The sequence below is a fragment of the Arcobacter sp. YIC-80 genome, from assembly GCF_044841725.1.
Classification (GTDB): domain Bacteria; phylum Campylobacterota; class Campylobacteria; order Campylobacterales; family Arcobacteraceae; genus Arcobacter_B.
This window is the reverse complement of sequence record NZ_JBJBSI010000003.1, coordinates 64,633-86,349: the sequence shown is the minus strand read 5'-3', so window position 1 is coordinate 86,349 and position 21,717 is coordinate 64,633. Positions and strand designations below refer to the sequence as shown.

Here is a 21,717-nt window from a genome sequence, read left to right as displayed (position 1 = left end):
TATTAAAAATCTTACAGATTGTAATTATTTTTTATCGTAAATATTTAAAATTAAATCATTTTCTATAACTGATTTAATTTTAGGGATTTGATAAAACTCCCCATTATGATAATCAAAAATATTTTTTAGCTCATATTTATTCAAGTTATTAATATCTTCAATAATTATACTTAATATTAACTCTCCATTTTTAACTTCTTGATTAATTGATGAAACATTAAATTTATTATTAAATTCACTTCTAGAAGGAATATTAAAGCATTCAACATTAGAATTATTTAGACTCATCAAATAATAAGAATTCATAGTAAATCTAAATAGTGAATAGAGTAGATTATTTAAAGATATATTTTGAGGTTTATTCTTAATTATTTTTTCAATTTTATCTTGTACTTTCAATAAACAACTATTTTTTTCTTCAATATATTCCAAATTACTTTTAACTCTTTCATTAAAACAATCAGAAAAAACTTTTAAATAAGAGCTAGGAATAGTATTAAAAAATTTATCATATGAAATAGTAGAAAAATCATCAATATAGAATTCTTGCCCTTGATAAAAGAAATATAATTTATCAATAGATTTAGAATATGAAACCTTTGTTAATCTTGCTTCATAAGAATTTTCTGATAGTTCCTTAATCAAAATATCACATCCTTTTCTGAATGTGATATCTAAATCTTCTTTTGCAAAAGTTTCTATTATGTTTTTACCGTTGTATTTAGGTGTTTGTGTTAATAGAAATAAAAATTTTGAGATTTCTAAATTACCTAGTCTAATTGAAGTTAAATTTATGTCAAAAACTTTTTCATTTACTTTTACATCTCCAATAGTATTTAATTCATTTAAACTTAAAATTTCTACACTAATTGATGATAAGTCAATTAACTGATTTTCTTTTAAATAATTAGCAAGAATTAAAGATTTGTTTATAATATCAAATTCTTCATCTATAAAGACAGTTTTTTTACTAATTTCTTTTCTTGTTAATTTCTCACAATTACTAAAATTTTTTTTACAATAACTCAATAAATTCTTTGGACTGTCTGTATATGTATTTATATTGTTTAATAGTCCATATGAAAAACTTAAAATAGATAGATTATGATTAATTGTTTCGATATTTGCCCCTTAAAATAAAAAAATATTCTACCAAAAATGGCTCATAAATAAAATTAAATAAATGCATAAAATACTGATTATTAGTAAATTTAGCATGACTTATAAATATTTATTTAATATAGATAAGTTATTTACTAATTAATTGTAAGTCTAATAAATTTTTTGTTTTTACAGTTTCATAACCATATTTATTTTTAATTTCTTCAAGTGTTTTTTCTTTTGGATTTTTACCTCTCATTTCTCTATAATACCACATCTTCTTTTTTGATGCCCATTTAAAGTTTAGTTCTTTTAGTTTGTTTTTAATTGAATTTGTATCTCCACTTAGCCAAATCCAAGAACCAATAACTTTAATAATTAGATTTTCATAATGTAATATTTGAGATATGATTTTTTCTAACTCTAAATCAAACTTACTTTCATTTGAAAAGTAAATACCATTTTCTAAAATATGGTTATATATACTATTTAACATTTTAAAAAGTTCATCACTTCCTCTAACATCAGGGTGTAGTTTTTTAGCTAATTGTTTATATATCTTTTTAGCTTCATTTATTCCTTCAATACCTTTAAATTGTTCTTCAATTTGTGAGTGTGTCATCTTCATTCCTTTATAAATTGTTTTACCTTTTTTGAAGATTTTTGAGGGGATTGTCTTATCTTCTTTTTTTAATTTTAAAAAATAAAAACAACTCTCAAAAAACTTTTTAAGGTTTTACCTCTTCTGTTAGTTTCATCTGGTTTTTGTAGAAATGCAAGGATTTAATTTTGACTTATAATAAAATATAAAATAGCAATAGTTTTATTTTAGTATCTGTCAATAATTTAATAGAGTGAAATGACAAAAAACAGAAACTAATTTAAATGTAAATTTAAAAATTTAATTATTATTGTTTTATTTTAGATGGGATAACAAAAATTAAAAAAGATTATAAAAAATAAAAATAGGTAGGAATAGGGTAGGTAAAATATTTACAATGGTTATAAAATCCCAATTTGAAGGTTGGTGTGAGGTTGTTGGTGGAGATGTCCGGGATCGAACCGGAGTCTTAAAGCATCTACTCTTGACGTCTACATGCTTAGAAAGGTTGAAAAGTTTCACTTTTTAGCAGCTCAACCTGCAAGGCAACTAAAAAGCTAAGATCTAAGGATGTCCCAAAAAAATTCAATCAATCTTTTTTTGGTAATCTATCTGGGTGAATCCGCTAAATCCTGCATAGATAGAATCTACAGAGCGAACCTCCAAAAGCTCAACCCGAAGGGAGCTCGTTATAAGTTGTTAAACTTACGCAGCTTTAGCGTAAGCTGGAGCGTAATTTGTATTGTTTGCGTCTAAAAAAAATGAGCCGCGTAACGGCATGCTCAGGCCGACATGCAATCAAGCCTCAATGCTCTAATCGAAGCCATATCATCCCCATGAAAAATATTTGAAACTATATCGTAATTTTCTTAAAAAATAGTATAAAACAAATAAATTAAAATGAAATTAAAAATTCAATAGTTATTTACTAAAAAAAGTTTATAATATCACACATATTAATTTGGAGAAAAAAATGGATAAAAAAGGTATTTTAATCATCGGTGCAGGTGGAGTAAGTAGAGTAGCTACTGTTAAATGTGCTATGAATATCGATACATTTGAGAAAATCACATTAGCATCAAGAACAGTTTCAAAGTGTGATGCTATTGCTGCTGATATTAAGAAAAATCAAGGTGTTGATATTGATACTGCGTCTGTAGATGCTGATAATATTCCTAAGCTAGTAGAGCTTATAAAAAAAGTAAATCCAAAAGTAGTGTTAAATGTAGCACTTCCTTACCAAGATTTGACAATCATGGATGCTTGTACACAAACAGGCGTTGATTATGTTGATACAGCAAACTATGAGCACCCAGATGAAGCTAAGTTTGAATACAAAGAACAATGGGCAAGAAATGAGCAGTTTGAAAAAGCTGGAATTAAAGCTTTATTAGGTTCTGGTTTTGACCCAGGTGTTACAGGTGTATTTTGTGCTTATGCAGCTCAAAACTTATTTGATGAGATAAACTATATTGATATTATGGATTGTAATGCAGGTGATCATGGATACCCATTTGCTACAAACTTTAACCCAGAAATTAACTTAAGAGAAGTATCTGCAAATGGTAGATACTGGGAAAATGGTGAATGGATTGAGACTAAACCACTTGAAATCAGAGTTGATCATGATTATCCAGAAGTTGGGGTAAAACCATCATACCTTTTATATCATGAAGAGCTAGAGTCATTATCAAAAAATATCAAAGGCTTAAAAAGAATTAGGTTTTTTATGACATTTGGAGACTCATATATTCAACACATGAATTGCTTACAAAATGTAGGTATGTTAGGTATTGAAGAAGTTGAGCATAAGGGACAAAAAATAATTCCTATTGAATTTTTAGCAACATTACTTCCTGATCCAGCTTCTTTAGGTCCAAGAACGGTTGGTAAAACAAATATTGGTTGTATTATAGAAGGTATTAAAGACGGTAAAAAGAAAAAAGTTTATATTTATAATGTATGTGACCATCAAGAGTGTTATAAAGAAACAGGAGCACAAGCAGTATCTTATACGACAGGAGTACCTGCAATGATTGGTACTAAAATGCTTTATAAAGGTATTTGGGATGGAAAAGGTGTATTTAATATCGAAGAGTTTGATGCTAAGCCATTTATGGATGAGTTAATGACTCAAGGCTTACCTTGGAAGATAATAGACTTACCAACTGAATAAAATAATAAAAAATAGTGCTTTCTTTAAGTATTCTATTATTTGAATTAGGGGTATAATAGTTCATACTAAAAAAAGGATATGAAATGCAAAAATATATTTGTACAGTATGTGATTATGTATATGACCCAGCAATTGGTGATCCTGATAGTGGGATCGAACCAGGAACTGCTTTTGAGGATATTCCAGAAGATTGGGAATGTCCTGACTGTGGTGTAGATAAAGAGGATTTTGAACCACTTGAAGAATAATATTGTTAAAAATGAACAGCTTCCAAGTCCAGCATTTGTTTGTGAGGAAGCACTACTTATAAAAAATTTAGAGACTTTAAAAAGAGTACAAGATGAAGCTGGTGTAAATATACTTTTAGCTTTAAAAGGTTTTGCTCTTTTTAGTACTTTTGATATTTGTAAAAAATATTTAAAAGGTTGTTGTGCATCAGGACTTCATGAAGCAATTTTAGCAAAAGAAGAGTTTGGAGGGGAAGTGCATACTTATTCTCCTGCTTTTAAAGAAGAAGAGTTTGATGAAATTGTATCTTTATCAAATCATGTAGTTTTTAATTCTTTTTCACAACTAAAAAGATTAAAACATAAAGCACTTGGTAAGACTTCTATTGGTCTTAGAGTAAATCCTGAATATTCTTCTGTTGAGGTTGATTTATATAATCCTTGTGCCCCTTTTTCTAGACTTGGTATTACAAAAGCAAACTTTGAAAAAGATGAACTTGAAGGAGTTGAGGGTTTACATTTTCATGCCTTATGTGAACAAAATGTAGATGTACTTGAGGGTGCTTTAGAAAATTTTGAGAAAAACTTCGGTGAATTTCTTCCTTCTATGAAGTGGGTAAACTTTGGAGGTGGACATCATATAACAAGAGTAAATTATGATGTAAATAGATTGATTGATGTTTTAAAAAGTTTTAAAAAAAGATATCCACATCTTGAAGTATATTTAGAACCTGGTGAAGCAGTTGGTTGGCAAACTGGATACCTAAGCGCAACTGTACTTGATATTATTGATAATGGTATGAAAGTTGCCATTTTAGACACTTCAGCTGAGGCTCACATGCCTGATACTTTAGCTATGCCTTATCGAGCAGATGTAAGAAATAGTGCTTTAGCAAATGAAAAACAATTTACTTATAGACTTGCTGGTAATACTTGTTTAGCTGGGGATATAATTGGGGATTATTCTTTTGATAAAGAGTTAAAAATTGGAGATAAAATCATTTTAGAAGATATGATTCATTATACTATGGTAAAAACTACAACATTTAATGGAATTAAGTTACCAGCAATTGTGTTAAAAAAAGACAATGGGTGTTACCAAGTTGTAAACAATTTTGGATATAATGAATATAAAAGAAGATTATCATAAAATAATAAAGGTATACAATGGGGCAAGAAAGAAATATTATAAATGAAGAGTTTAAAGATCACGAAGAAATAGATACAAAAAATGATATAAAACACGACTTCAAAAATAAAAATAGAAAAAAAGAAGAACTTAAACATAAAGGTAAAAAAGTTCAAATTTGGGTAAAAAAAGAGACTTTAGAATATGAAAGAGAACTTACTTCCTTACAAATTGAACTTTTAAAACTTCAAAACCATGTAAAAGAAAAAGGGCTTAAAGTACTTATGATTTTTGAAGGTAGAGATGCTGCTGGTAAGGGTGGTACTATTAAAAGAATCACTGAACATCTAAATCCAAGGGGTGCAAGAGTTGTAGCTCTTGAAAAGCCAAGTGATATTGAAAAAACTCAATGGTATTTTCAAAGATACACTAAGCATCTTCCAAGTGCAGGTGAAATAGTTTTATTTGATAGATCATGGTATAACAGAGGTGGAGTTGAGCCTGTTATGGGGTTTTGTTCTACAGAAGAACACCATGAGTTTTTAAGAGAGGTTCCTGAATTTGAAAAAATGTTAGTTAAATCAGGAATTATTTTAATGAAATTTTATTTTTCTGTTTCGAAAAAAGAACAAGCTAGAAGATTCAAAAAAAGAGAAGTTGATCCATTAAAACAATATAAACTTTCACCTGTAGATAAAGAATCACAAAACTTATGGGATAAATATACAGTAGCTAAGTTTTCAATGTTAATGGCTTCAAATTCAGAACATGCACCATGGTCTGTAATTAGAAGTGATAATAAAAAGAAAGCGAGATTAAATTGTATTAAGCATATTTTATCAAATATTGAATATCCAAATAAAGTACATGAAGTTATTGACAATGTTGATGATGAAGTTCTAATTAGTGGTACAAGAGAAATTGAAATTATGGAACAAGAAAATAAGTTCGCAAAGGCTCAATAGATGAACTTGAGTGATTTTGAAAAAACGAATTATAGTGGTTTATATATTTCAAAAGCTACGCATCCAGTTTTTGGAAAAAAATATATAGCTAGATTTCAATTTGAAAGAAAAAGATATGTAAAAGTTTTAGGTTATACAAAAAAAGATAATCTAACTAAAAAAACAGCACTAGAACTTATGAAAAGTTTTAAAGAATCAATTGTTTCAAAAAAGACAAAGGAAAATACAAAAGAAGTGTCAGTTCAAACAAATACACATATAAATGATGAGTTAGAAAAACTAAAGAAAGAAAACCAAGAACTAATAGATATTTTAGGTGATTACAAAAAAATTCATCCAGAAACATTGGCTTATGGTATTCAAAAGATTTATGATTTAGAAGAGTTAAAAAAGTATCAAATTGAACTTATTAAACTTCAAAACTACCTTGAAAAAGAAAACAAAAGAATGATAATTCTTTTTGAAGGAAGAGACGCTTCAGGAAAAGGTGGTGCTATTAGACGAATCACTAGATATATGAATAATAAGCATTATAGAGTTGTAGCCTTAGGTAAACCAACAGAAACACAAAGAAACCAATGGTTTTTCCAACGATATATTGAACATTTCCCAACAGGTGGAGAAATGGTATTATTTGATAGGTCATGGTATAACAGAGCGATGGTTGAACCTATTTTTGGATTTTGTACAAATGAAGAACATGAGATTTTTATGGAAGATGTTGTAAATTTTGAGCAAGATTTAGTAAGACAAGGAATGATTTTAATTAAGCTTTATTTCTCTGTATCAAAAGAAGAACAAAAAAGAAGATTTGATAGAAGAATCAATGACCCTTTAAGACAATGGAAGTTTTCAGAAGTTGATATGCAAGCTCAAGATTTATGGGATGAGTTCTCAGAAAAAAAATATGAGATGTTACGAAGAACTACTTCAAGATCTGCTCCATGGCATATAGTTAGAAGTGATGATAAACATAAAGCTAGACTTGAAGCTATGAAAGTTATTTTAAATTCTGTTGATTATGATGGAAGAAATTATTCATTAGATTTTGAAGCTGATGAAGAAGTGAATATTTCTGTTCAAAGAGAGTTACTTCAAATGAGAAAATCTAAAAACTACTAGTTTTTAGATTTATTTTAATGTAGATTACCAAGCAGTTTGGGAATCTACATTTTTTTTGCTTTTTACTTTTTGTAAAAATACTTTTGGTTTTTTATCTTCAATCTGTTTTAGCCATTTATCTTCTTCTTTTTTAGAAATGAATTTTTTATTATCTATTTTTGTTTTTTCTTGTTTATTTTTAGTATTTTCTTCTTTATTTTTCTTTTGTTCTTTTTCTTGATTGTTTTTATCTTTATTTTTAGTGTTTTTATTTTTCTTTTTTTCTTCTTTCTCTTGTTTGTTTTTATTCTTTAAAAAGTTTTTAACTGCTTCAAGATTTTCTTTTGTTTTTTTATCATTTTTTATTTTAAGTGCATCTTCATAGCTTTTTATAGCTTCTTCATATTGTTTGTTTTTTACATAAGAGTTTCCTATATTATGTAGTCTATTAAATTCAAAGTCTCTATTTTCACTCTTTATATTTTTATATCTTTTTATAGCTTCTTTATATTTAGCTTGTTTATATAAAGTATTAGCAATATTATATTCTTTTTCATTAGTATTTTTAATTTTAATAAACTCATTATAGGCTTCATCATACTTTTTATTTTGATAGGCTTTCGTAGCTTCTTTAATATGTAAAAAATCAAAAATTTCAGCTTTTAATGTATTAGGATATATAAAAGAAAATAGCACAATTATAAAAAAGCTATTTATGGGTTTACTATTTTTTTTAAAAGAAGGAAAGGATGAAAATGCAATTAATAATATGAATATACTTAAGCCTAAAGGATAATAAAACAATTCTGTATAAGTTTTTATATTCTTTGATTTAAAATCTTTTTTTGAAAAAGATTTAGTTATTTCATTTTTTATTTGCTTAATATCATTATTATTTAAAGTAAAATTTATATATCCACCATTACTTTGTAATGATAAGTTTTTTATATTTTCATTTAGTTTTACTGTAACAACCTGATTATTTTCATTTACTAAATAAGTATTGTTTTTTAACTGTATAGGTGTAGGTTTTGTTGTAGCTGTAGCTATTGTAAATACTTTAATATTATTGTCTTTTGCATAGCTTATCTCTTCTGAAAAATCAATTTTATCTGCTCCATCAGTAAGTAGAATAAGATTTTTATTTTCATAGTTTTTTAAAAGTTTATTACTAGCTTCTAAAGTTGCATATAAGTTTGTACCATTATTAAAATCTAAAGTATAATCAAGATTATTTACTAAATACTTTAATGACTCTAAATCTTGTGTAAGTGGTGAAAGTATAAAAGCATTTTTAGCAAAAACAATTACTCCAATTGCAAAATTATTATATTCATTTATAAGATCTATAGCTTTTTTCTTAGCAAAAATAAGTCTATTTGGCATTATATCATTTGCTAACATTGATTTGGAAATATCTATTGCTAGTATTACAGAGTTTATGTTTTGTTTTAAAGAATAATTTTTTTCATTTATTACTGGTCTTGCAAGTGCAATTATCATAAAAATAAGACTTAATAGTAAAATAATATTTCTAACTTTATTTGAAAAATATCGATTGGAAACTGATAGTTTATTTAAAATATTTTTGTCAAAATATAAAGAAAACTTATCACCTTTTTTGATGATTAAAAACAATAAAACAAAGCTTGGAATAAGCATAAAAAAAAGTACATTTATATATAAAAAACTCAAGTAAACTCCTTTAAAAAAGTATTTTATAAAAGCCTTAGTAATTTTTAGATAAAATCTTGGTTTAAATTATAACAATCGGAGTAAATTTACATGGAATTTAACGCACAAAGAGTTGATGACGCAAATGTAGTAATTTCTGCAAAAGTTGAAAAGCAAACTATTGAAACAAACTTAGACAAATTAGCTAAACAAGCTGCTAAAACTATGGATATTCAAGGTTTTAGAAAAGGAAAAGTTCCTGTTTCAGTTGTAAAGCAAAGATATGCTGATAAATTAAGAGAAGATGCAGAAGGTGATGCATTAAGAACTGTTTTAACTGATGGATTAAAGCAATTAGATGTTAAAAATGAAGATATGGTTGGTGAGCCAGCAATTTCTAAATTTGACAAAAATGAAGATGGTTCAATTGATGTTGAAGTTAAAGTAGCAGTAAAACCAAACATTGATTTAGGTGATTATAAAGCATTATTACCAGAAGTTGAGTCTAAAGAAGCTTCAGATGAGCAAGTAACTTCAAGATTACAAGAATTAGCTAATCAGTCTGCTCCATTAGTAAAAATCAAAAGAAAAAGAATGGTTAGAGAAGGTGACCATGCTGTAATCGATTTCGAAGGTTTTGTTGATGGTGTTGCATTTGATGGTGGTAAAGCTGAAAAATATTCTTTAGAAATTGGTTCAGGTTCATTTATCCCAGGATTTGAAGATCAAGTTATTGGTATGAAGTATGAAGAGGAAAAAGATATTGTTGTTACATTCCCAGAAGAGTATCAATCAAAAGAATTAGCTGGTAAAGAAGCTACATTTAAAGTAACTTTACATGAAATTCAAGAAAAAGAAGAAGCTGAGTTAAATGATGAACTAGCTAAAAAATTCTTACCAAATGAAGAAGAAGCAACTTTAGAAACTTTAAAAGAAAAAATTAAAGAGCAAATTACTAATGAAGCAAAAGTAACTTACTATAGAGAAGAGTTAAAACCTGCATATTTAGAAAAATTAGTTGAATCTTTAGACTTCGCTTTACCTGCAACTGTAGTTGAGCAAGAAGTTAACCATGCGTTAAATAATAAAGTTAGAACTATGAGTGAAGATGAAATTAAAGCATTACAAGAAGATGCATCAAAAGTAGAAGAAATGAGAGATGAATTAAAAGAAGATGCTCAAAACTCTGTAAAAGCTACATTTATTGTAGACGCATTAGCAAAAGCTGAAGAAGTTGAAGTATCTGATCAAGAAGTTACTCAAGTTTTATATTATGAAGCAATGCAAATGGGACAAAACCCACAAGAAGTATTAAAACAATACGAAGAAGCAGGATACCTACCAGCTATTAAAATGTCTATGATTGAAGAGAGAGTTATCTCTAAATTATTAGATGAAAAATTAGGTAAATAATTAACTAGGATAGATAAATGAGCTATATACCATACGTAGTTGAGAAAAGTGGAAGAGGTGAGAGAAGTTATGATATTTACTCAAGACTTCTAAAAGATAGAATTATTATGTTAAGTGGTGAAATAAATGACCAAGTAGCTTCTACAGTTGTTGCTCAGCTTTTATTCTTAGAAGCTGAGGATCCAGATAAAGATATCTATCTTTACATCAACTCTCCAGGTGGAGTGATTACTAGTGGTATGTCTATTTATGACACAATGAACTATATCAAACCTGATGTTTGTACTATTTGTATAGGTCAAGCAGCATCTATGGGAGCATTTTTATTATCTTCTGGAGTAAAAGGTAAGAGATATTCTCTTCCTCACTCAAGAATTATGATTCATCAACCATTAGGTGGAGCACAAGGTCAAGCTACTGATATTCAGATTCAAGCAAAAGAGATTCAAAGAATGAAAGATGAATTAAATGCAATGATTGCTGAACAAACAGGTCAAGATATTGAAACTGTTGAAAAAGATACTGATAGAGATAACTTTATGAGTGCAACTGAAGCAAAAGAGTATGGTTTAGTTGATGAAGTTATAGCAAGACATAAATAGAGATTTATATAATGATTAGAGAAGTTATTACTTATCCAAATAAATTACTTCGAACAAAATCTAAAGATGTGGAGAAGTTCGACGATGAACTTCACACACTTTTAGATGATATGTATGATACAATGATTGATCAAAGCGGAGTTGGGCTTGCAGCAATACAAGTTGGAATTCCTTTAAATATACTTATTATTAGTCTACCTGATGAAAATGATCTTCAAGAAAAAGAGGATTTAATTGAGGCTATAAACCCAGTTATTACTCATAAAGATGGAGAACAAGTTTTCACAGAAGGTTGTTTAAGTGTTCCTGGTTTCCATGAAGAAGTAAAAAGAGCACATCATATTATAGTTGAGTATTATGATAGAAATGGTCAAAAACAGACTATGGAAGCCCAAGATTTTCTTGCAGTTGCTTGGCAACATGAAATGGAGCATTTAGAAGGTCATTTATTTATTGAAAACTTATCATTTTTAAAAAGAAAAAAATTCGAAAAAGAATGGAAAAAAAAGTTAAAAGAAAAAGGTAAAAGTTAATTCTTTTACACTCTTTTTTCTTTTATTTAAAGCTTATTTAAAAGATTGTAAATCATTGTTACAATCAAACCATTTCCTAAAAGCCAAATTCCCCAAAACAAATACTTTTCATAATTTGTAAAAAATAGTTTATTATATCTCAAAGGTATTGTATATACTGCAAGTATTATAAATAATATAATTGCTGTAAAAAATGCTATTTTGTTAACTGCTGAAAATAAAACTATTAAAAATGATGTAAAAGGAACAAATATAGATAATGCAAAATATTTACTGTATTCTTTTCTTTTTTTATTCCCTTCAAAATACTTAACTGTGTGGCCACAGTTTGGGCAAATAGTACCAATTCTTGATAGTATTTGATGTTCACATACAGGACAGTTTATTAAGTCCATAAAAATTACTCCATAATAAAATTTTTCTTATTATACCTATTCAATATAAATCAATGATTTAAAAATTCTAAAATATAAAGAATGTTATATTTATTACTATTTTGTTATAATTTATTTTATTATTTAAAATAGGAAAATATATGAAAATTATAAAATCTGCATCATTGGAAACTATTGATGCAAGTGATATCAATGTTGAAGCAACTTTTACAAAAGGTTTGCCATCTTTTACAATAGTTGGTTTAATATCTACAAGTATTCAAGAATCAAAAGATAGAGTTAAATCAGCACTTTTAACTAATGGTTTTAAATTTCCTCCTTTGAAGATTACTGTAAATTTAGCACCTAGTGAGATAAAAAAAAGAGGTTCACATTTTGATTTAGCTATAGCTCTTCAAATTTGTTTTTATGATAAAAAAGAAATGCTTTTTAATGATTATCATATATTTGGTGAATTGGGTTTAGATGGAGTAATTAAGGATACAAAATCAATTTTTCCTATAGTATTGTCCTTATCAAAACAAAAACTTATAAAAAAGGTACTTGTATGTACTAAGAGTGCTGAAAAAATATCTAAAATACCAGGTATTGAAATATATATAGTTGATAACTTAGAGCAAGCAATAGATTTTTTTACATTAGATACTAAAAAAGAATCATATAAAAATACAAATTTAGAATTTAAATCAATATCTCTTGATGAAAAATATTATTACTGTGATGATTATGAATTAGATTTTGCTGATGTAATAGGACAAGATATGGCAAAATTTGCAGCTTTAGTTAGTGCAGCAGGTAGCCATAACTTACTCATGGAAGGTAGTCCGGGTTGTGGTAAATCTATGATAGCAAAAAGAATTAGATATATTATGCCTCCTATGAAATTAGAAGAAATTTTGGAAAAAGCAAAATTATTAGCTTTAGATTATAAAGAAGTAGACTTTACTCCCTTAAGAAGTTTTAGAAGTCCACATAATAGCAGTACTAAATCTTCCATATTTGGAGGAGGAAGTCAAAATGCTAAAATTGGAGAAGTTGCTTTAAGTAATAGTGGCGTGCTTTTTTTTGATGAGTTACCACATTTTTCTAAATCCATTTTAGAAGCTTTACGTGAGCCTTTAGAAGATAATAAAATATTAATTTCAAGAGTAAATACAAAAGTAGAGTATGAAACAAAATTTACTTTTGTATCTGCTATGAATCCGTGTCCTTGTGGAAACCTTTTATCAAGTATAAAAGAGTGTAGATGTTCAGACCTTGAAATCCAAAGATATAAAAATAGGCTTTCTGAACCTTTTTTAGATAGGATAGATTTATTTGTTACAATGAATGATAATCTAAATGATAATAAAAATACAGTAACTTCAAAAGAGCTTCATAAAAGTGTAATAAAAGTTTTTGAAAAACAAATCTTAAGAGGTCAAAAGAATTTAAATGGAAAACTTAGTGATAAGGATATAAAAAAGTATTGTATTTTGGATAATGAATGTAATGATATTTTAGAAAAAGCAATTCTAAATTTTCAATTATCATATAGAAGTATAAATAAAGTATTAAAAGTAGCACGAACTATAGCCGATTTAAATGATCATGAGAAAATACAGAAAAGTGATTTATTAAAAAGTTTGAATTTTAGAAAAAGATAATAACTTTAATATATGTATGTTAGAATTGAAGTAAATGTTTAAAGGTTTAGTATGAATAGTTACACTAAAAAAACATTTATTTTCTTTTTATTTTTTAATTTTTTATTTTCTAGTGAAATTAAGGTTGGTATGACTGCTGACTTTAGTGGTTCTCTTTCTTATTTAGGAAAAAGTATGAAAAAAGGAATAGAGTCATATTTTAATAATTATAATAAAAATTCTAACAATAAATATAAACTGATTGTATATAATGATATGTATGATCCACTACTAACAACTAAATATGTAAAAAAACTTATTAAGGAAGATGATGTTTCCGTTATATTAGGGAGTATTGGAACTCCAACAGCAAATGCAATATTACCTATTGTAAAAGAAAATAAAATTCCATTTGTTGCTCCTTATAGTGGAGGAGATGTTTTAAGATTAAGCGAAAATGAGTATGTATTTAATTTTAGAGCTTCATACTCTCAAGAAGCATACAGCATTACTAAAAAACTTTTATCAGAAGGTGTGAATGTTAATGAAATTGCAGTATTCTCTCAAAATGACACTTATGGAAACAGTGGATATTATGGTGTTAGAAAAGCAATTATGGAAAATAAAAATTTAATAATTTCAGATTTGACACATGAAAGGTATACATCTGGAACATTAAATATTGAGCTAGGATTAAGTAAACTACTTGATTTAAATAATAAATATAAAGCTATAATTGTTGTTGGCTCTGATGAAGCAATAATAAAATTTATTAGGTATGCAAAAGAAGACTATAGACAAGTAAAGTTTTTTCTTCTTTCACCTACAGATAATAGGAAAATAGCAAGAGAATTATTTTTATTTTCTGAAGATATCTTTATTACACAAGTTTTACCTCCTTTTTCAAGTAAAGATAATATTGATATAATAAAAGAATTTATAAAAGCTTATGAACTTACACATAATTCTAAAGATTATAATATAACATCTTTTGAGGGATACTTATCAGCAAAGTTACTTGTAAAAGCAATACAAGAAAATAAAATAATAAATAAAGAAAAAATTTATAATTCTTTAAAAAAGCTAAGAGAAATTGATATAGGACTAGGTTTTAAGTCTGATTTTAATAATCCAAAATCACAATATAGTGATGAAATTTGGATATGTCAATTTAATGATAGTTATGAATTAACAACTGTTAAAGATAGTATATATAAGGATGAGTAATGTTTCATTTCTTTCAAAATTTGACTAAAAGTTTTTCAATAAAAAAAATTGTTATTTCTGGAGTTATTGTAATGGCAACTATAATTATAATTTTTGCTTTAGCAATGACTTATTTATCTTCAACTATTAAATATGATCAAACTACATTAAAAAATATTCTTGATTTAGAAAGAGAAAATGAAAAAGTTTTAAGATTAGTAAAAAACCTTAATTATTTGGAAAATAGAATAATACTTAGTAGAAACCAAAAAGAATTAAATGATTATGAGAATTTATTACTAAATATTGAAAAAAATTTCTTAAAAGTAAAAGATGAAGAATATTTGACTGAATATAATAAGATATTGAAAAAAGTTCTTATAGATTTGAACAAGTTAGTACTTTTGCAAAATGAAACATTTGAATCTAAAAAAATTATTTTATTCTTTAATAAAGAATTAAGTGATTATAAAAAGAAAGTTAATATTTTAATACAGAGTATATCAACTGAAACCGAAGCATTATATGGTAAAGCATCTTTGTTTGATAAAAGATATACAAAAAGAAATAAAGAAAGTTTAGATTTTGAAATAATTCATAAGTATCAAAATGTGAAGACTTTATCTAAGGACTTAGATAATACAATTTTGAGACTTCCTATTTTTCTTTCAGATATTACTAATACAAAAAATAATGATATTTTAAGAAGTATAAAAAGGAATAATTTAAAACAAATAATTACTCTTTTTGAAAACACATTAGTTTATATTAATAGTGTAGAGGATACTAGGTTTATAAAAAGTTTACAAAAAATAAATGATGACTTTTATACAATTAGAGAGTTAATTGATTTATTTGTAACCTCTAAACAAAGACTATTTATTGAAGAGAAAAATTTTGAAAAATTAATAGATAAGAGCGAATTGGTAAATTTAGAACTAATTGATAAAATGAAGAGTTTAAATATATTATCAAATAAAATTAAAATAAATATTTTAGAACATTCAGATAATATTTCTAAGAATACAACTATTATAATTATAATTGTAAGTATTATCTCATTATTCTTATTGGTTTTATCAGCTGCTACATTAATTTCAAGAATTAATTTACCTTTAGAGTTTATTATTAAATATATTGAAAAAATAATTAATGATAAAAAAGATTTATCTTCTAAACTACCGATATTTACAAATGATGAATTTGGTAAATTATCTATTTCTTTTAATAGTATGACTTCAACTATTGATGAAAATATTCATGAGATTGAGTCTTTAAATAATGAAATTGAAAGTACTCAAAAAGAAGTTGTTTTTACGATGGGTGCTATAGGTGAGAGTAGATCAAAAGAGACAGGAAATCATGTTAGAAGAGTGGCTGAATATTCTAAGCTTTTAGCATTAAAATATGGTTTAGACAAAAATATAGCAGAACTTTTAAAAGAAGCTTCTCCTATGCATGATATAGGAAAAGTTGGTATTCCAGATGCCATATTAAAAAAGCCTGCAAAGCTAGATAAAGAAGAATGGGAAATTATGAAAACACATGCTCAGTTGGGCTATGATATGTTAAAGCATTCACAAAGAGAAATATTAAAAGCTGCTGCAATTGTTGCTCATGAGCATCATGAAAAATGGGATGGTTCAGGATATCCTAGAGGATTGAAGGGAACTGAAATTCATATTTACGGAAGAATAACAGCTGTTGCAGATGTATTTGATGCCTTAGGCAGTGATAGATGTTATAAAAAAGCTTGGAAAATAGAAGATATTAAAAAGTTTTTTATAGAGAATAAAGGTTCTCATTTTGAACCAAAACTTGTTGATTTACTTTTTGAATATTTCGATGAGTTTTTAGCTATAAGAGATAGGTATAAAGACGATTTTTAGGGGTTTACCACTTTGTAAACACTAAGATGATAAAATATGCAAAAGTTAAATAAAATAGGGATTAAAACCCAAGGAGAAAATTAATGACAAGATGTGGTTATGTATCTGTAGTAGGAAGACCAAATGCTGGTAAAAGTTCACTTTTAAACTGGCTAGTAGGTGAAAAAATTGCTATGGTATCACATAAAGCTAATGCTACAAGAAGAAGATCAAATATAATAGTAATGCATGAAGATAATCAAATTATATTTGTTGATACACCAGGAATTCATGAAACAGAAAAACTTTTAAATCAATTTATGCTTGATGAAGCACTAAAAGCTATGGGTGATTGTGATTTAATTTTATTTTTAGCTCCTGTTACAGATAAACTTTCACACTATGAGAGTTTTTTAGAAAAAAATAAAAAAAATGTTAAGCATATCCTTTTGTTAACAAAGATTGACAATGTATCAAATGCAGAAGTATTAGAAAAAATGAAAGAGTATGAAAAGTACTCTAGTAAATATGAATCTATTATTCCTGTATCAATTAAAAAACAGACTACTCATAGTGATATTTTAGACGATGTAGTAAAACTTCTTCCTGAACATCCTTATCTTTTTGATCCTGAAATTATGACAACAGAACATTTAAGAGATATTTTTAAAGAGTTTATTAGAGAATCAATATTTGAAAATATATCAGATGAAATTCCTTACGAGACTGATGTTTTAATTGAAAAAGTAGAAGAGAAAGAGAACTTAGATGTAATAAAAGCTACGATTATCGTACAAAAAGGTACTCAAAAGGGTATGATTATCGGAAAAGGTGCAACTGCTATTAAAAGAATAGGTAAAGACGCAAGACTTAAAATTGAGAAGCTAACAGGTAGAAAATGTTACTTAGAGCTTTTTGTGTCAATAAAAAAAGGTTGGACAAAAAATAAAAAAGGCTTAAAAGAATTAGGCTATGATGTAGATAATTAAAAATATTATCAATTAAGTTCAAATAAAACTTATATTTATTATAATAACTCATTAAATTATAAATGAGTTGTTATGAATTTACTTACACTACAAGATGATTTTAAAACTTTAGATTTTGACTCAAAAGAAAAAATTAAATCAAATAATTTAAAAGACTTTATTTTTACTTCTCTACTTCTTCATGATGAAGAATCTTATGAAAATAAAACTATATATATAAATCCTTTATTTAAATCAAATAAATATCAAGTTTTTTTATGTAGTGATGAATTTACTAACTTTTTCTTTGAAGCTTTTACTTCTTTTTGTACTAGTAAAGAAGAAACTCTAGTTATTTCAAAGAATTTTTTTTGTGTTTATATAGAAAAGAAATTTTATTATTTTAAAGAATTAGAATATGAATTGTCTCCTAAGAAAATAGAAGATTTTATTTTTACATATTTGGGAATACGTATAAAAAAGATTGTAAATATAAATCATAACGAACTTGATGAAATATATGGAAAATATTCTAATAATAAAAGTAAAACTACTTTAATTAATATAAATAGAAAAACTAATCATAGTTTATTATATTTTATCACTTATTTAATTTCTTTACTATTTTTTGCTTATGGATTTTATTTTTATTCTCAAATTGAACAAGATAAAAATATTCAAAAACAAAAGCAAGCACAGATAATAAAGTTAAATGAGGAAAGAAAAAGAATGTATTTTAAATCCTTTCATAAGGACTTTACTCTTTTTAATGAATATCTTAGAGATAATAATTTGAATTTAATTACTTTTAAATATAAGGGCAAAAATTATACTTTTTCAATAAGTTCAAAGGCAAAAAAACCTATTTTTGATTTTCTTAATACATATAAAAAACAAATTGTTTCAAGTAATTTAAAACTTAATAAACAGGAGTATGTATTTCATGGAAATATTGTCTTCAATAAATAAAAAGTTTATTGATTTATCAGTAAAAGTAAAAATCCAATTATATTTATTATCTTTTTTATGTATAGTCTTATTTTTTATAAACTTACAAAAAAATGAGTCTTTTACTACTAAAAATCCTACTTTTAAATCTATATATCATCACTCTTCTATTGATTTAATAAATCAAATTGAGAAATATACAAAACAAAATAAAATAAGTATTTCTAGTATTGATTCAAAAGATAAAGTTATAAATATAGTTTTAACTGGAAAAATGAAGAAACTTAATTCTTTTACTAATTTTATTGAATATATAAATTCAAATTCAAAAATCACTTATTTTGAACTATATCAAAAGAAAAAAAATCTATATGAGTTGAAAATAAGAATAGATTTTAAAACTACTTATTTAAAAAAGTCTAATAATATAAAAATAAAGATGTCAAAAAAGAAAATTCTACCTAAGGTAGAAGGCATAATAGATAATTATGCCTTTTTAGAAAAAAAGTGGAGAAAAGTAGGTGATACTTTTTCTTCTTATAAAATACTGAAAATAGATACTAATAGTGTCACATTAAAAAAAAGTTCAAAAGAGTTTATTATAAAGGTCTATCATGAAAACGATTTTAAATGAAAAATTAAATTATAATCTTCTTGTTTTATATGATATAGAGTATTTAAGAAATAATATTATTTTACCTTTCAAAGATGATGGTTTAACAATTTATTTGTATGTAAGCTCTAAGTCTAATCTAAATAATATAGAAGAATTTTTTGCTAATAAAAACTTAAAATTTATAAATGTGAGAAAAGAAGAAATACTATTTTTATTAAATGATATAAATATTAAAAAAGAGTTGTTTTTTCTTGCTACTAAAACAAAAGAAGTTGAAAACTCAAATAGTTCTTTAATGCAAGATTTTGTTGAAAAACTTTTATCTTTTAGTATTTATAAAGATTCAAGTGATATACATATAGAAAATTGTGATAGTTTAACTTTAATTAGATTTAGAATAGATGGAAAACTAAAAACTTTTCTTGTATTAGATGAATATTTTTTGAAATTAATTTCTTCCTTTTTAAAACTAATTTCAAATTTAGATATTACACAAACTAGATTACCTTTAGATAGTCGATTTTCTTTAGATATAGATGATAAAAAATTTGATTTTAGGCTTTCAACAATGCCTACTTTAAATTCTGAATCAATAGTAATAAGAGTCTTAGATAGTAAAAATATTGATATATCTATAAAAGATATTGGATTTTCTTCTCATGTTTTACTTAATATTCAAAATTCATTAAATTTAGCTCAAGGTTTGATTTTAGTTACAGGGCCTACAGGAAGTGGAAAGACTACTAGTCTTTATTCAATGCTTAATTTTTTAAATTCAAGTGATAAAAAAATTATAACTATTGAAGATCCTATAGAATATAAAATAGATTCTTTAACTCAAGTACAAGTAAATAACAAAGTAGGTTTAAGTTTTGATTTGATTTTAAAAAATATATTAAGACAAGATCCAGATATAATTTTTATAGGAGAAATTAGAGATGAACTATCTCTTAAAATTGCACTTCAAGCTTCTTTAACTGGGCATTTAGTTCTTGCTAGTATTCATGCAAATAGTAGTGTAGAGACTATTACTAGATTATTTGATTTAGAAGCAGATCCTTTTTTAATTTCATCTAGTTTAAAACTTATTCTATCACAAAGACTTGTTTTATCTTATTGTCCAAAATGTAAAGCAGAAGGCTGTGGTTTTTGTAATTACACAAAGTATAAAGGTAGAACTGTTGTATCTGAATCTTTAAAGATTGATGAAAATTTATCTTCTATGATTTTTAAAAAAGAAAGTATAAATAGTTTTAATAAATACTTAAAACAGATAAATTATAAAACTCTTTTTGATGATGGAGAGTTAAAGGTAAGTCAAAATATTACATCTATGCAAGAACTATTAAAAGTTGTGACAATATGAAAATATATGAAGTGAAATATCAAGAAAAAGACCAAGTTAAAATCAAAATAATCCACACAGAAAATATAAAAAAAGAGCAACTTCCAGAAGATATTTTAAGTATAAAACCTTATGTAGAAAATAAAAAACTTAAATTATTTAAAAGAAAGATTGTAATTTCAAAAGAAATAGTTACATCAATTTTTTTTGAATTAAATATTATGTTACAAGCAAATCTAATGATAAGTAATGCCTTAGAAATACTTTTAGAAAATTATCAAGATGAATCAAGTCAATCTTTTATTCTTAATTTAAAAAAAACTTTTTTGGGATTAGATAAAAGCTCTAATATTTTTAAAGATTATAAGCTTGATGTATATGTTCTATCTTTTCTTTATTTGTGTCAAAAAAATGGAAATATAAAAGAAAATATTAGTGCTTTATCTTTTTTACTAAAAGAAGAATCAAAAATAAAAAAAGAGTTTTCTAAAGCATTGAGATATCCATTGATTCTATTTTTTTCTTTATTTTTATCTATAAATATAATATTTTATTTTGTTGTTCCTAAATTTAAAACTATTTTTATAAATAACTATGAGTCATTACCTCTTGCTACAAAATTACTTTTTAGTATACATTCTATATATATGAATTATTTTATTTATATAATGTTCTTATTAGTTTTAGTGATTTTTTTATGTGCTTATATATATTATAAAAGCGAACATTTACAGTATATATTTTCAAAATTTATTTTTCAAAAGTTATATATATTTAAAGATTTATACTCTTCAATACAGATGTATAAAGTTTTTTTAGTTATAAATATTATGCTTAACTCACAATATGAATTTATTAATGCACTAAATTCTTCAAAGGCTTTAATAAAAAATAAATACCTTTTAGATAAAATATCGCTCATTGAAAATCTATTAAAAAACGGTAAGAGTATTAATTTATCCTTTAAAAAATCTGGTTTATTTGATTCTTTAGTATTAAATTTAATTAATACAGCAGAAGTTTCAAATTCCATGATATTAATATCTAAAGAAATTAAAGATATTTACAAAAATAGATTTGATGAAAAAATGAAAAAGTTTATATCATATATAGAACCTATATTTTTAATAATCATAGTAAGTTTAATCTTATGGATAATTTTAGCAATTTTTATTCCAATATGGGATATGGGAAATATGATAAAAAACTAAAGGAATATTTATT

General features: G+C 25.4%; 20 protein-coding genes and 1 other RNA gene. 16 read left to right on the top strand and 5 right to left on the bottom strand.

Going from position 1 to position 21,717, the window contains the following annotated elements; translation table 11 throughout:
• Window positions 1–24: 24 nt before the first annotated feature.
• The 3 genes from ACH5BK_RS05995 to ssrA all read right to left on the bottom strand — a co-directional run bounded on the left by ACH5BK_RS05995 (window position 25) and on the right by ssrA (window position 2,538).
• The gene (locus ACH5BK_RS05995; RefSeq protein ID WP_404305444.1) at window positions 25–1,029 is read right to left on the bottom strand and encodes a hypothetical protein; all 1,005 of its coding nucleotides are present in this window, start codon (window positions 1,027–1,029) and stop codon (window positions 25–27) included.
• 220 nt (window positions 1,030–1,249) lie between these two features.
• Window positions 1,250–1,723: a hypothetical protein gene (locus ACH5BK_RS05990; RefSeq protein ID WP_404305442.1), complete on the bottom strand. Its 474-nt coding sequence runs from the start codon at window positions 1,721–1,723 to the stop codon at window positions 1,250–1,252.
• Window positions 1,724–2,140: 417 nt separating this feature from the next.
• Window positions 2,141–2,538, bottom strand: a transfer-messenger RNA (tmRNA) gene (gene ssrA, locus ACH5BK_RS05985).
• Between the two features lie 137 nt (window positions 2,539–2,675).
• Between ssrA and ACH5BK_RS05980 the strand changes: the two genes are divergently transcribed.
• The 5 genes from ACH5BK_RS05980 (at window position 2,676) to ppk2 (ACH5BK_RS05960) (ending at window position 7,321) form a co-directional block, all read left to right on the top strand.
• Window positions 2,676–3,878, top strand: coding sequence for a saccharopine dehydrogenase C-terminal domain-containing protein (locus ACH5BK_RS05980; protein ID WP_404305440.1), 1,203 nt, complete (start codon window positions 2,676–2,678; stop codon window positions 3,876–3,878).
• Window positions 3,879–3,961: 83 nt separating this feature from the next.
• Entirely contained in the window at window positions 3,962–4,126 is a 165-nt protein-coding gene (gene rd / locus ACH5BK_RS05975; RefSeq protein WP_404305438.1) for a rubredoxin, read from the top strand.
• Window positions 4,116–5,255: a carboxynorspermidine decarboxylase gene (gene nspC, locus ACH5BK_RS05970; protein WP_404305436.1), complete on the top strand. Its 1,140-nt coding sequence runs from the start codon at window positions 4,116–4,118 to the stop codon at window positions 5,253–5,255. The genes rd and nspC overlap by 11 nt, the downstream gene beginning before the upstream one ends.
• A gap of 17 nt (window positions 5,256–5,272) precedes the next feature.
• Window positions 5,273–6,199 (top strand): polyphosphate kinase 2, encoded by a 927-nt coding sequence (gene ppk2 / locus ACH5BK_RS05965; protein ID WP_404305434.1) that lies wholly within the window; start codon window positions 5,273–5,275, stop codon window positions 6,197–6,199.
• On the top strand, window positions 6,200–7,321 hold the full coding sequence (gene ppk2 / locus ACH5BK_RS05960; protein WP_404305432.1) for a polyphosphate kinase 2: 1,122 nt from the start codon (window positions 6,200–6,202) through the stop codon (window positions 7,319–7,321).
• A gap of 24 nt (window positions 7,322–7,345) precedes the next feature.
• On the opposite strand, the gene ACH5BK_RS05955 is transcribed toward ppk2 (ACH5BK_RS05960), so the two are convergent.
• A complete protein-coding gene (locus ACH5BK_RS05955) occupies window positions 7,346–8,995 on the bottom strand; it encodes a VWA domain-containing protein (RefSeq protein ID WP_404305430.1) in 1,650 nt (549 codons plus the stop codon).
• A 90-nt stretch (window positions 8,996–9,085) separates the two neighbouring features.
• On the opposite strand from ACH5BK_RS05955, the gene tig reads away from it, so the two are divergent.
• From tig to def, 3 genes are read left to right on the top strand one after another with little or no spacing between them, the layout of a single operon-like run.
• Window positions 9,086–10,387 carry a trigger factor gene (tig, locus tag ACH5BK_RS05950; RefSeq protein ID WP_404305428.1) on the top strand — a complete coding sequence of 434 codons (1,302 nt, stop codon included), beginning with the start codon at window positions 9,086–9,088 and terminating at the stop codon, window positions 10,385–10,387.
• Between the two features lie 17 nt (window positions 10,388–10,404).
• Window positions 10,405–10,989, top strand: a complete 585-nt coding sequence (clpP, locus tag ACH5BK_RS05945; RefSeq protein WP_404305426.1) for an ATP-dependent Clp endopeptidase proteolytic subunit ClpP — start codon at window positions 10,405–10,407, stop codon at window positions 10,987–10,989.
• An 11-nt stretch (window positions 10,990–11,000) separates the two neighbouring features.
• Window positions 11,001–11,522, top strand: coding sequence for a peptide deformylase (gene def / locus ACH5BK_RS05940; RefSeq protein ID WP_404305424.1), 522 nt, complete (start codon window positions 11,001–11,003; stop codon window positions 11,520–11,522).
• Window positions 11,523–11,548: 26 nt separating this feature from the next.
• Here def and ACH5BK_RS05935 read toward each other — a convergent pair whose 3' ends face one another.
• Window positions 11,549–11,917 carry a hypothetical protein gene (locus ACH5BK_RS05935; protein WP_404305422.1) on the bottom strand — a complete coding sequence of 123 codons (369 nt, stop codon included), beginning with the start codon at window positions 11,915–11,917 and terminating at the stop codon, window positions 11,549–11,551.
• A 140-nt stretch (window positions 11,918–12,057) separates the two neighbouring features.
• Here ACH5BK_RS05935 and ACH5BK_RS05930 point away from each other — a divergent pair, with 140 nt between their 5' ends.
• The 8 genes from ACH5BK_RS05930 (at window position 12,058) to ACH5BK_RS05895 (ending at window position 21,704) form a co-directional block, all read left to right on the top strand.
• Complete coding sequence (locus ACH5BK_RS05930) at window positions 12,058–13,563, top strand: YifB family Mg chelatase-like AAA ATPase (RefSeq protein ID WP_404305420.1); 1,506 nt, start codon at window positions 12,058–12,060, stop codon at window positions 13,561–13,563.
• Window positions 13,564–13,614: 51 nt separating this feature from the next.
• Complete coding sequence (locus tag ACH5BK_RS05925; protein ID WP_404305418.1) at window positions 13,615–14,769, top strand: ABC transporter substrate-binding protein; 1,155 nt, start codon at window positions 13,615–13,617, stop codon at window positions 14,767–14,769.
• Window positions 14,769–16,637, top strand: coding sequence for an HD domain-containing phosphohydrolase (locus ACH5BK_RS05920; protein WP_404305416.1), 1,869 nt, complete (start codon window positions 14,769–14,771; stop codon window positions 16,635–16,637). Before ACH5BK_RS05925 ends, ACH5BK_RS05920 begins: the two co-directional genes overlap by 1 nt.
• A gap of 83 nt (window positions 16,638–16,720) precedes the next feature.
• Window positions 16,721–17,605 (top strand): GTPase Era, encoded by an 885-nt coding sequence (gene era, locus ACH5BK_RS05915; RefSeq protein WP_404305414.1) that lies wholly within the window; start codon window positions 16,721–16,723, stop codon window positions 17,603–17,605.
• 72 nt (window positions 17,606–17,677) lie between these two features.
• Window positions 17,678–18,553: a hypothetical protein gene (locus tag ACH5BK_RS05910; RefSeq protein ID WP_404305412.1), complete on the top strand. Its 876-nt coding sequence runs from the start codon at window positions 17,678–17,680 to the stop codon at window positions 18,551–18,553.
• Entirely contained in the window at window positions 18,528–19,166 is a 639-nt protein-coding gene (locus tag ACH5BK_RS05905; RefSeq protein ID WP_404305411.1) for a hypothetical protein, read from the top strand. The genes ACH5BK_RS05910 and ACH5BK_RS05905 overlap by 26 nt, the downstream gene beginning before the upstream one ends.
• Window positions 19,147–20,514, top strand: a complete 1,368-nt coding sequence (locus ACH5BK_RS05900) for a GspE/PulE family protein (protein ID WP_404305409.1) — start codon at window positions 19,147–19,149, stop codon at window positions 20,512–20,514. The genes ACH5BK_RS05905 and ACH5BK_RS05900 overlap by 20 nt, the downstream gene beginning before the upstream one ends.
• A complete protein-coding gene (locus ACH5BK_RS05895) occupies window positions 20,511–21,704 on the top strand; it encodes a type II secretion system F family protein (protein ID WP_404305407.1) in 1,194 nt (397 codons plus the stop codon). Before ACH5BK_RS05900 ends, ACH5BK_RS05895 begins: the two co-directional genes overlap by 4 nt.
• Window positions 21,705–21,717 lie beyond the last annotated feature (13 nt).

Excerpts from the sequence above, each read along its gene's own strand:
- def (WP_404305424.1), top strand. The coding sequence starts at position 11,001 with ATGATTAGAGAAGTTATTACTTATCCAAATAAATTACTTCGAACAAAA.
- ACH5BK_RS05980 (WP_404305440.1), top strand. The coding sequence starts at position 2,676 with ATGGATAAAAAAGGTATTTTAATCATCGGTGCAGGTGGAGTAAGTAGA.
- ppk2 (WP_404305434.1), top strand. The coding sequence starts at position 5,273 with ATGGGGCAAGAAAGAAATATTATAAATGAAGAGTTTAAAGATCACGAA.
- ACH5BK_RS05930 (WP_404305420.1), top strand. The coding sequence starts at position 12,058 with ATGAAAATTATAAAATCTGCATCATTGGAAACTATTGATGCAAGTGAT.
- clpP (WP_404305426.1), top strand. The coding sequence starts at position 10,405 with ATGAGCTATATACCATACGTAGTTGAGAAAAGTGGAAGAGGTGAGAGA.
- ppk2 (WP_404305432.1), top strand. The coding sequence starts at position 6,200 with ATGAACTTGAGTGATTTTGAAAAAACGAATTATAGTGGTTTATATATT.
- era (WP_404305414.1), top strand. The coding sequence starts at position 16,721 with ATGACAAGATGTGGTTATGTATCTGTAGTAGGAAGACCAAATGCTGGT.
- ACH5BK_RS05920 (WP_404305416.1), top strand. The coding sequence starts at position 14,769 with ATGTTTCATTTCTTTCAAAATTTGACTAAAAGTTTTTCAATAAAAAAA.
- tig (WP_404305428.1), top strand. The coding sequence starts at position 9,086 with ATGGAATTTAACGCACAAAGAGTTGATGACGCAAATGTAGTAATTTCT.
- rd (WP_404305438.1), top strand. The coding sequence starts at position 3,962 with ATGCAAAAATATATTTGTACAGTATGTGATTATGTATATGACCCAGCA.
- ACH5BK_RS05925 (WP_404305418.1), top strand. The coding sequence starts at position 13,615 with ATGAATAGTTACACTAAAAAAACATTTATTTTCTTTTTATTTTTTAAT.
- ACH5BK_RS05895 (WP_404305407.1), top strand. The coding sequence starts at position 20,511 with ATGAAAATATATGAAGTGAAATATCAAGAAAAAGACCAAGTTAAAATC.
- ACH5BK_RS05990 (WP_404305442.1), bottom strand. The coding sequence starts at position 1,723 with ATGACACACTCACAAATTGAAGAACAATTTAAAGGTATTGAAGGAATA.
- ACH5BK_RS05910 (WP_404305412.1), top strand. The coding sequence starts at position 17,678 with ATGAATTTACTTACACTACAAGATGATTTTAAAACTTTAGATTTTGAC.
- ACH5BK_RS05935 (WP_404305422.1), bottom strand. The coding sequence starts at position 11,917 with ATGGACTTAATAAACTGTCCTGTATGTGAACATCAAATACTATCAAGA.
- ACH5BK_RS05905 (WP_404305411.1), top strand. The coding sequence starts at position 18,528 with ATGGAAATATTGTCTTCAATAAATAAAAAGTTTATTGATTTATCAGTA.
- ACH5BK_RS05900 (WP_404305409.1), top strand. The coding sequence starts at position 19,147 with ATGAAAACGATTTTAAATGAAAAATTAAATTATAATCTTCTTGTTTTA.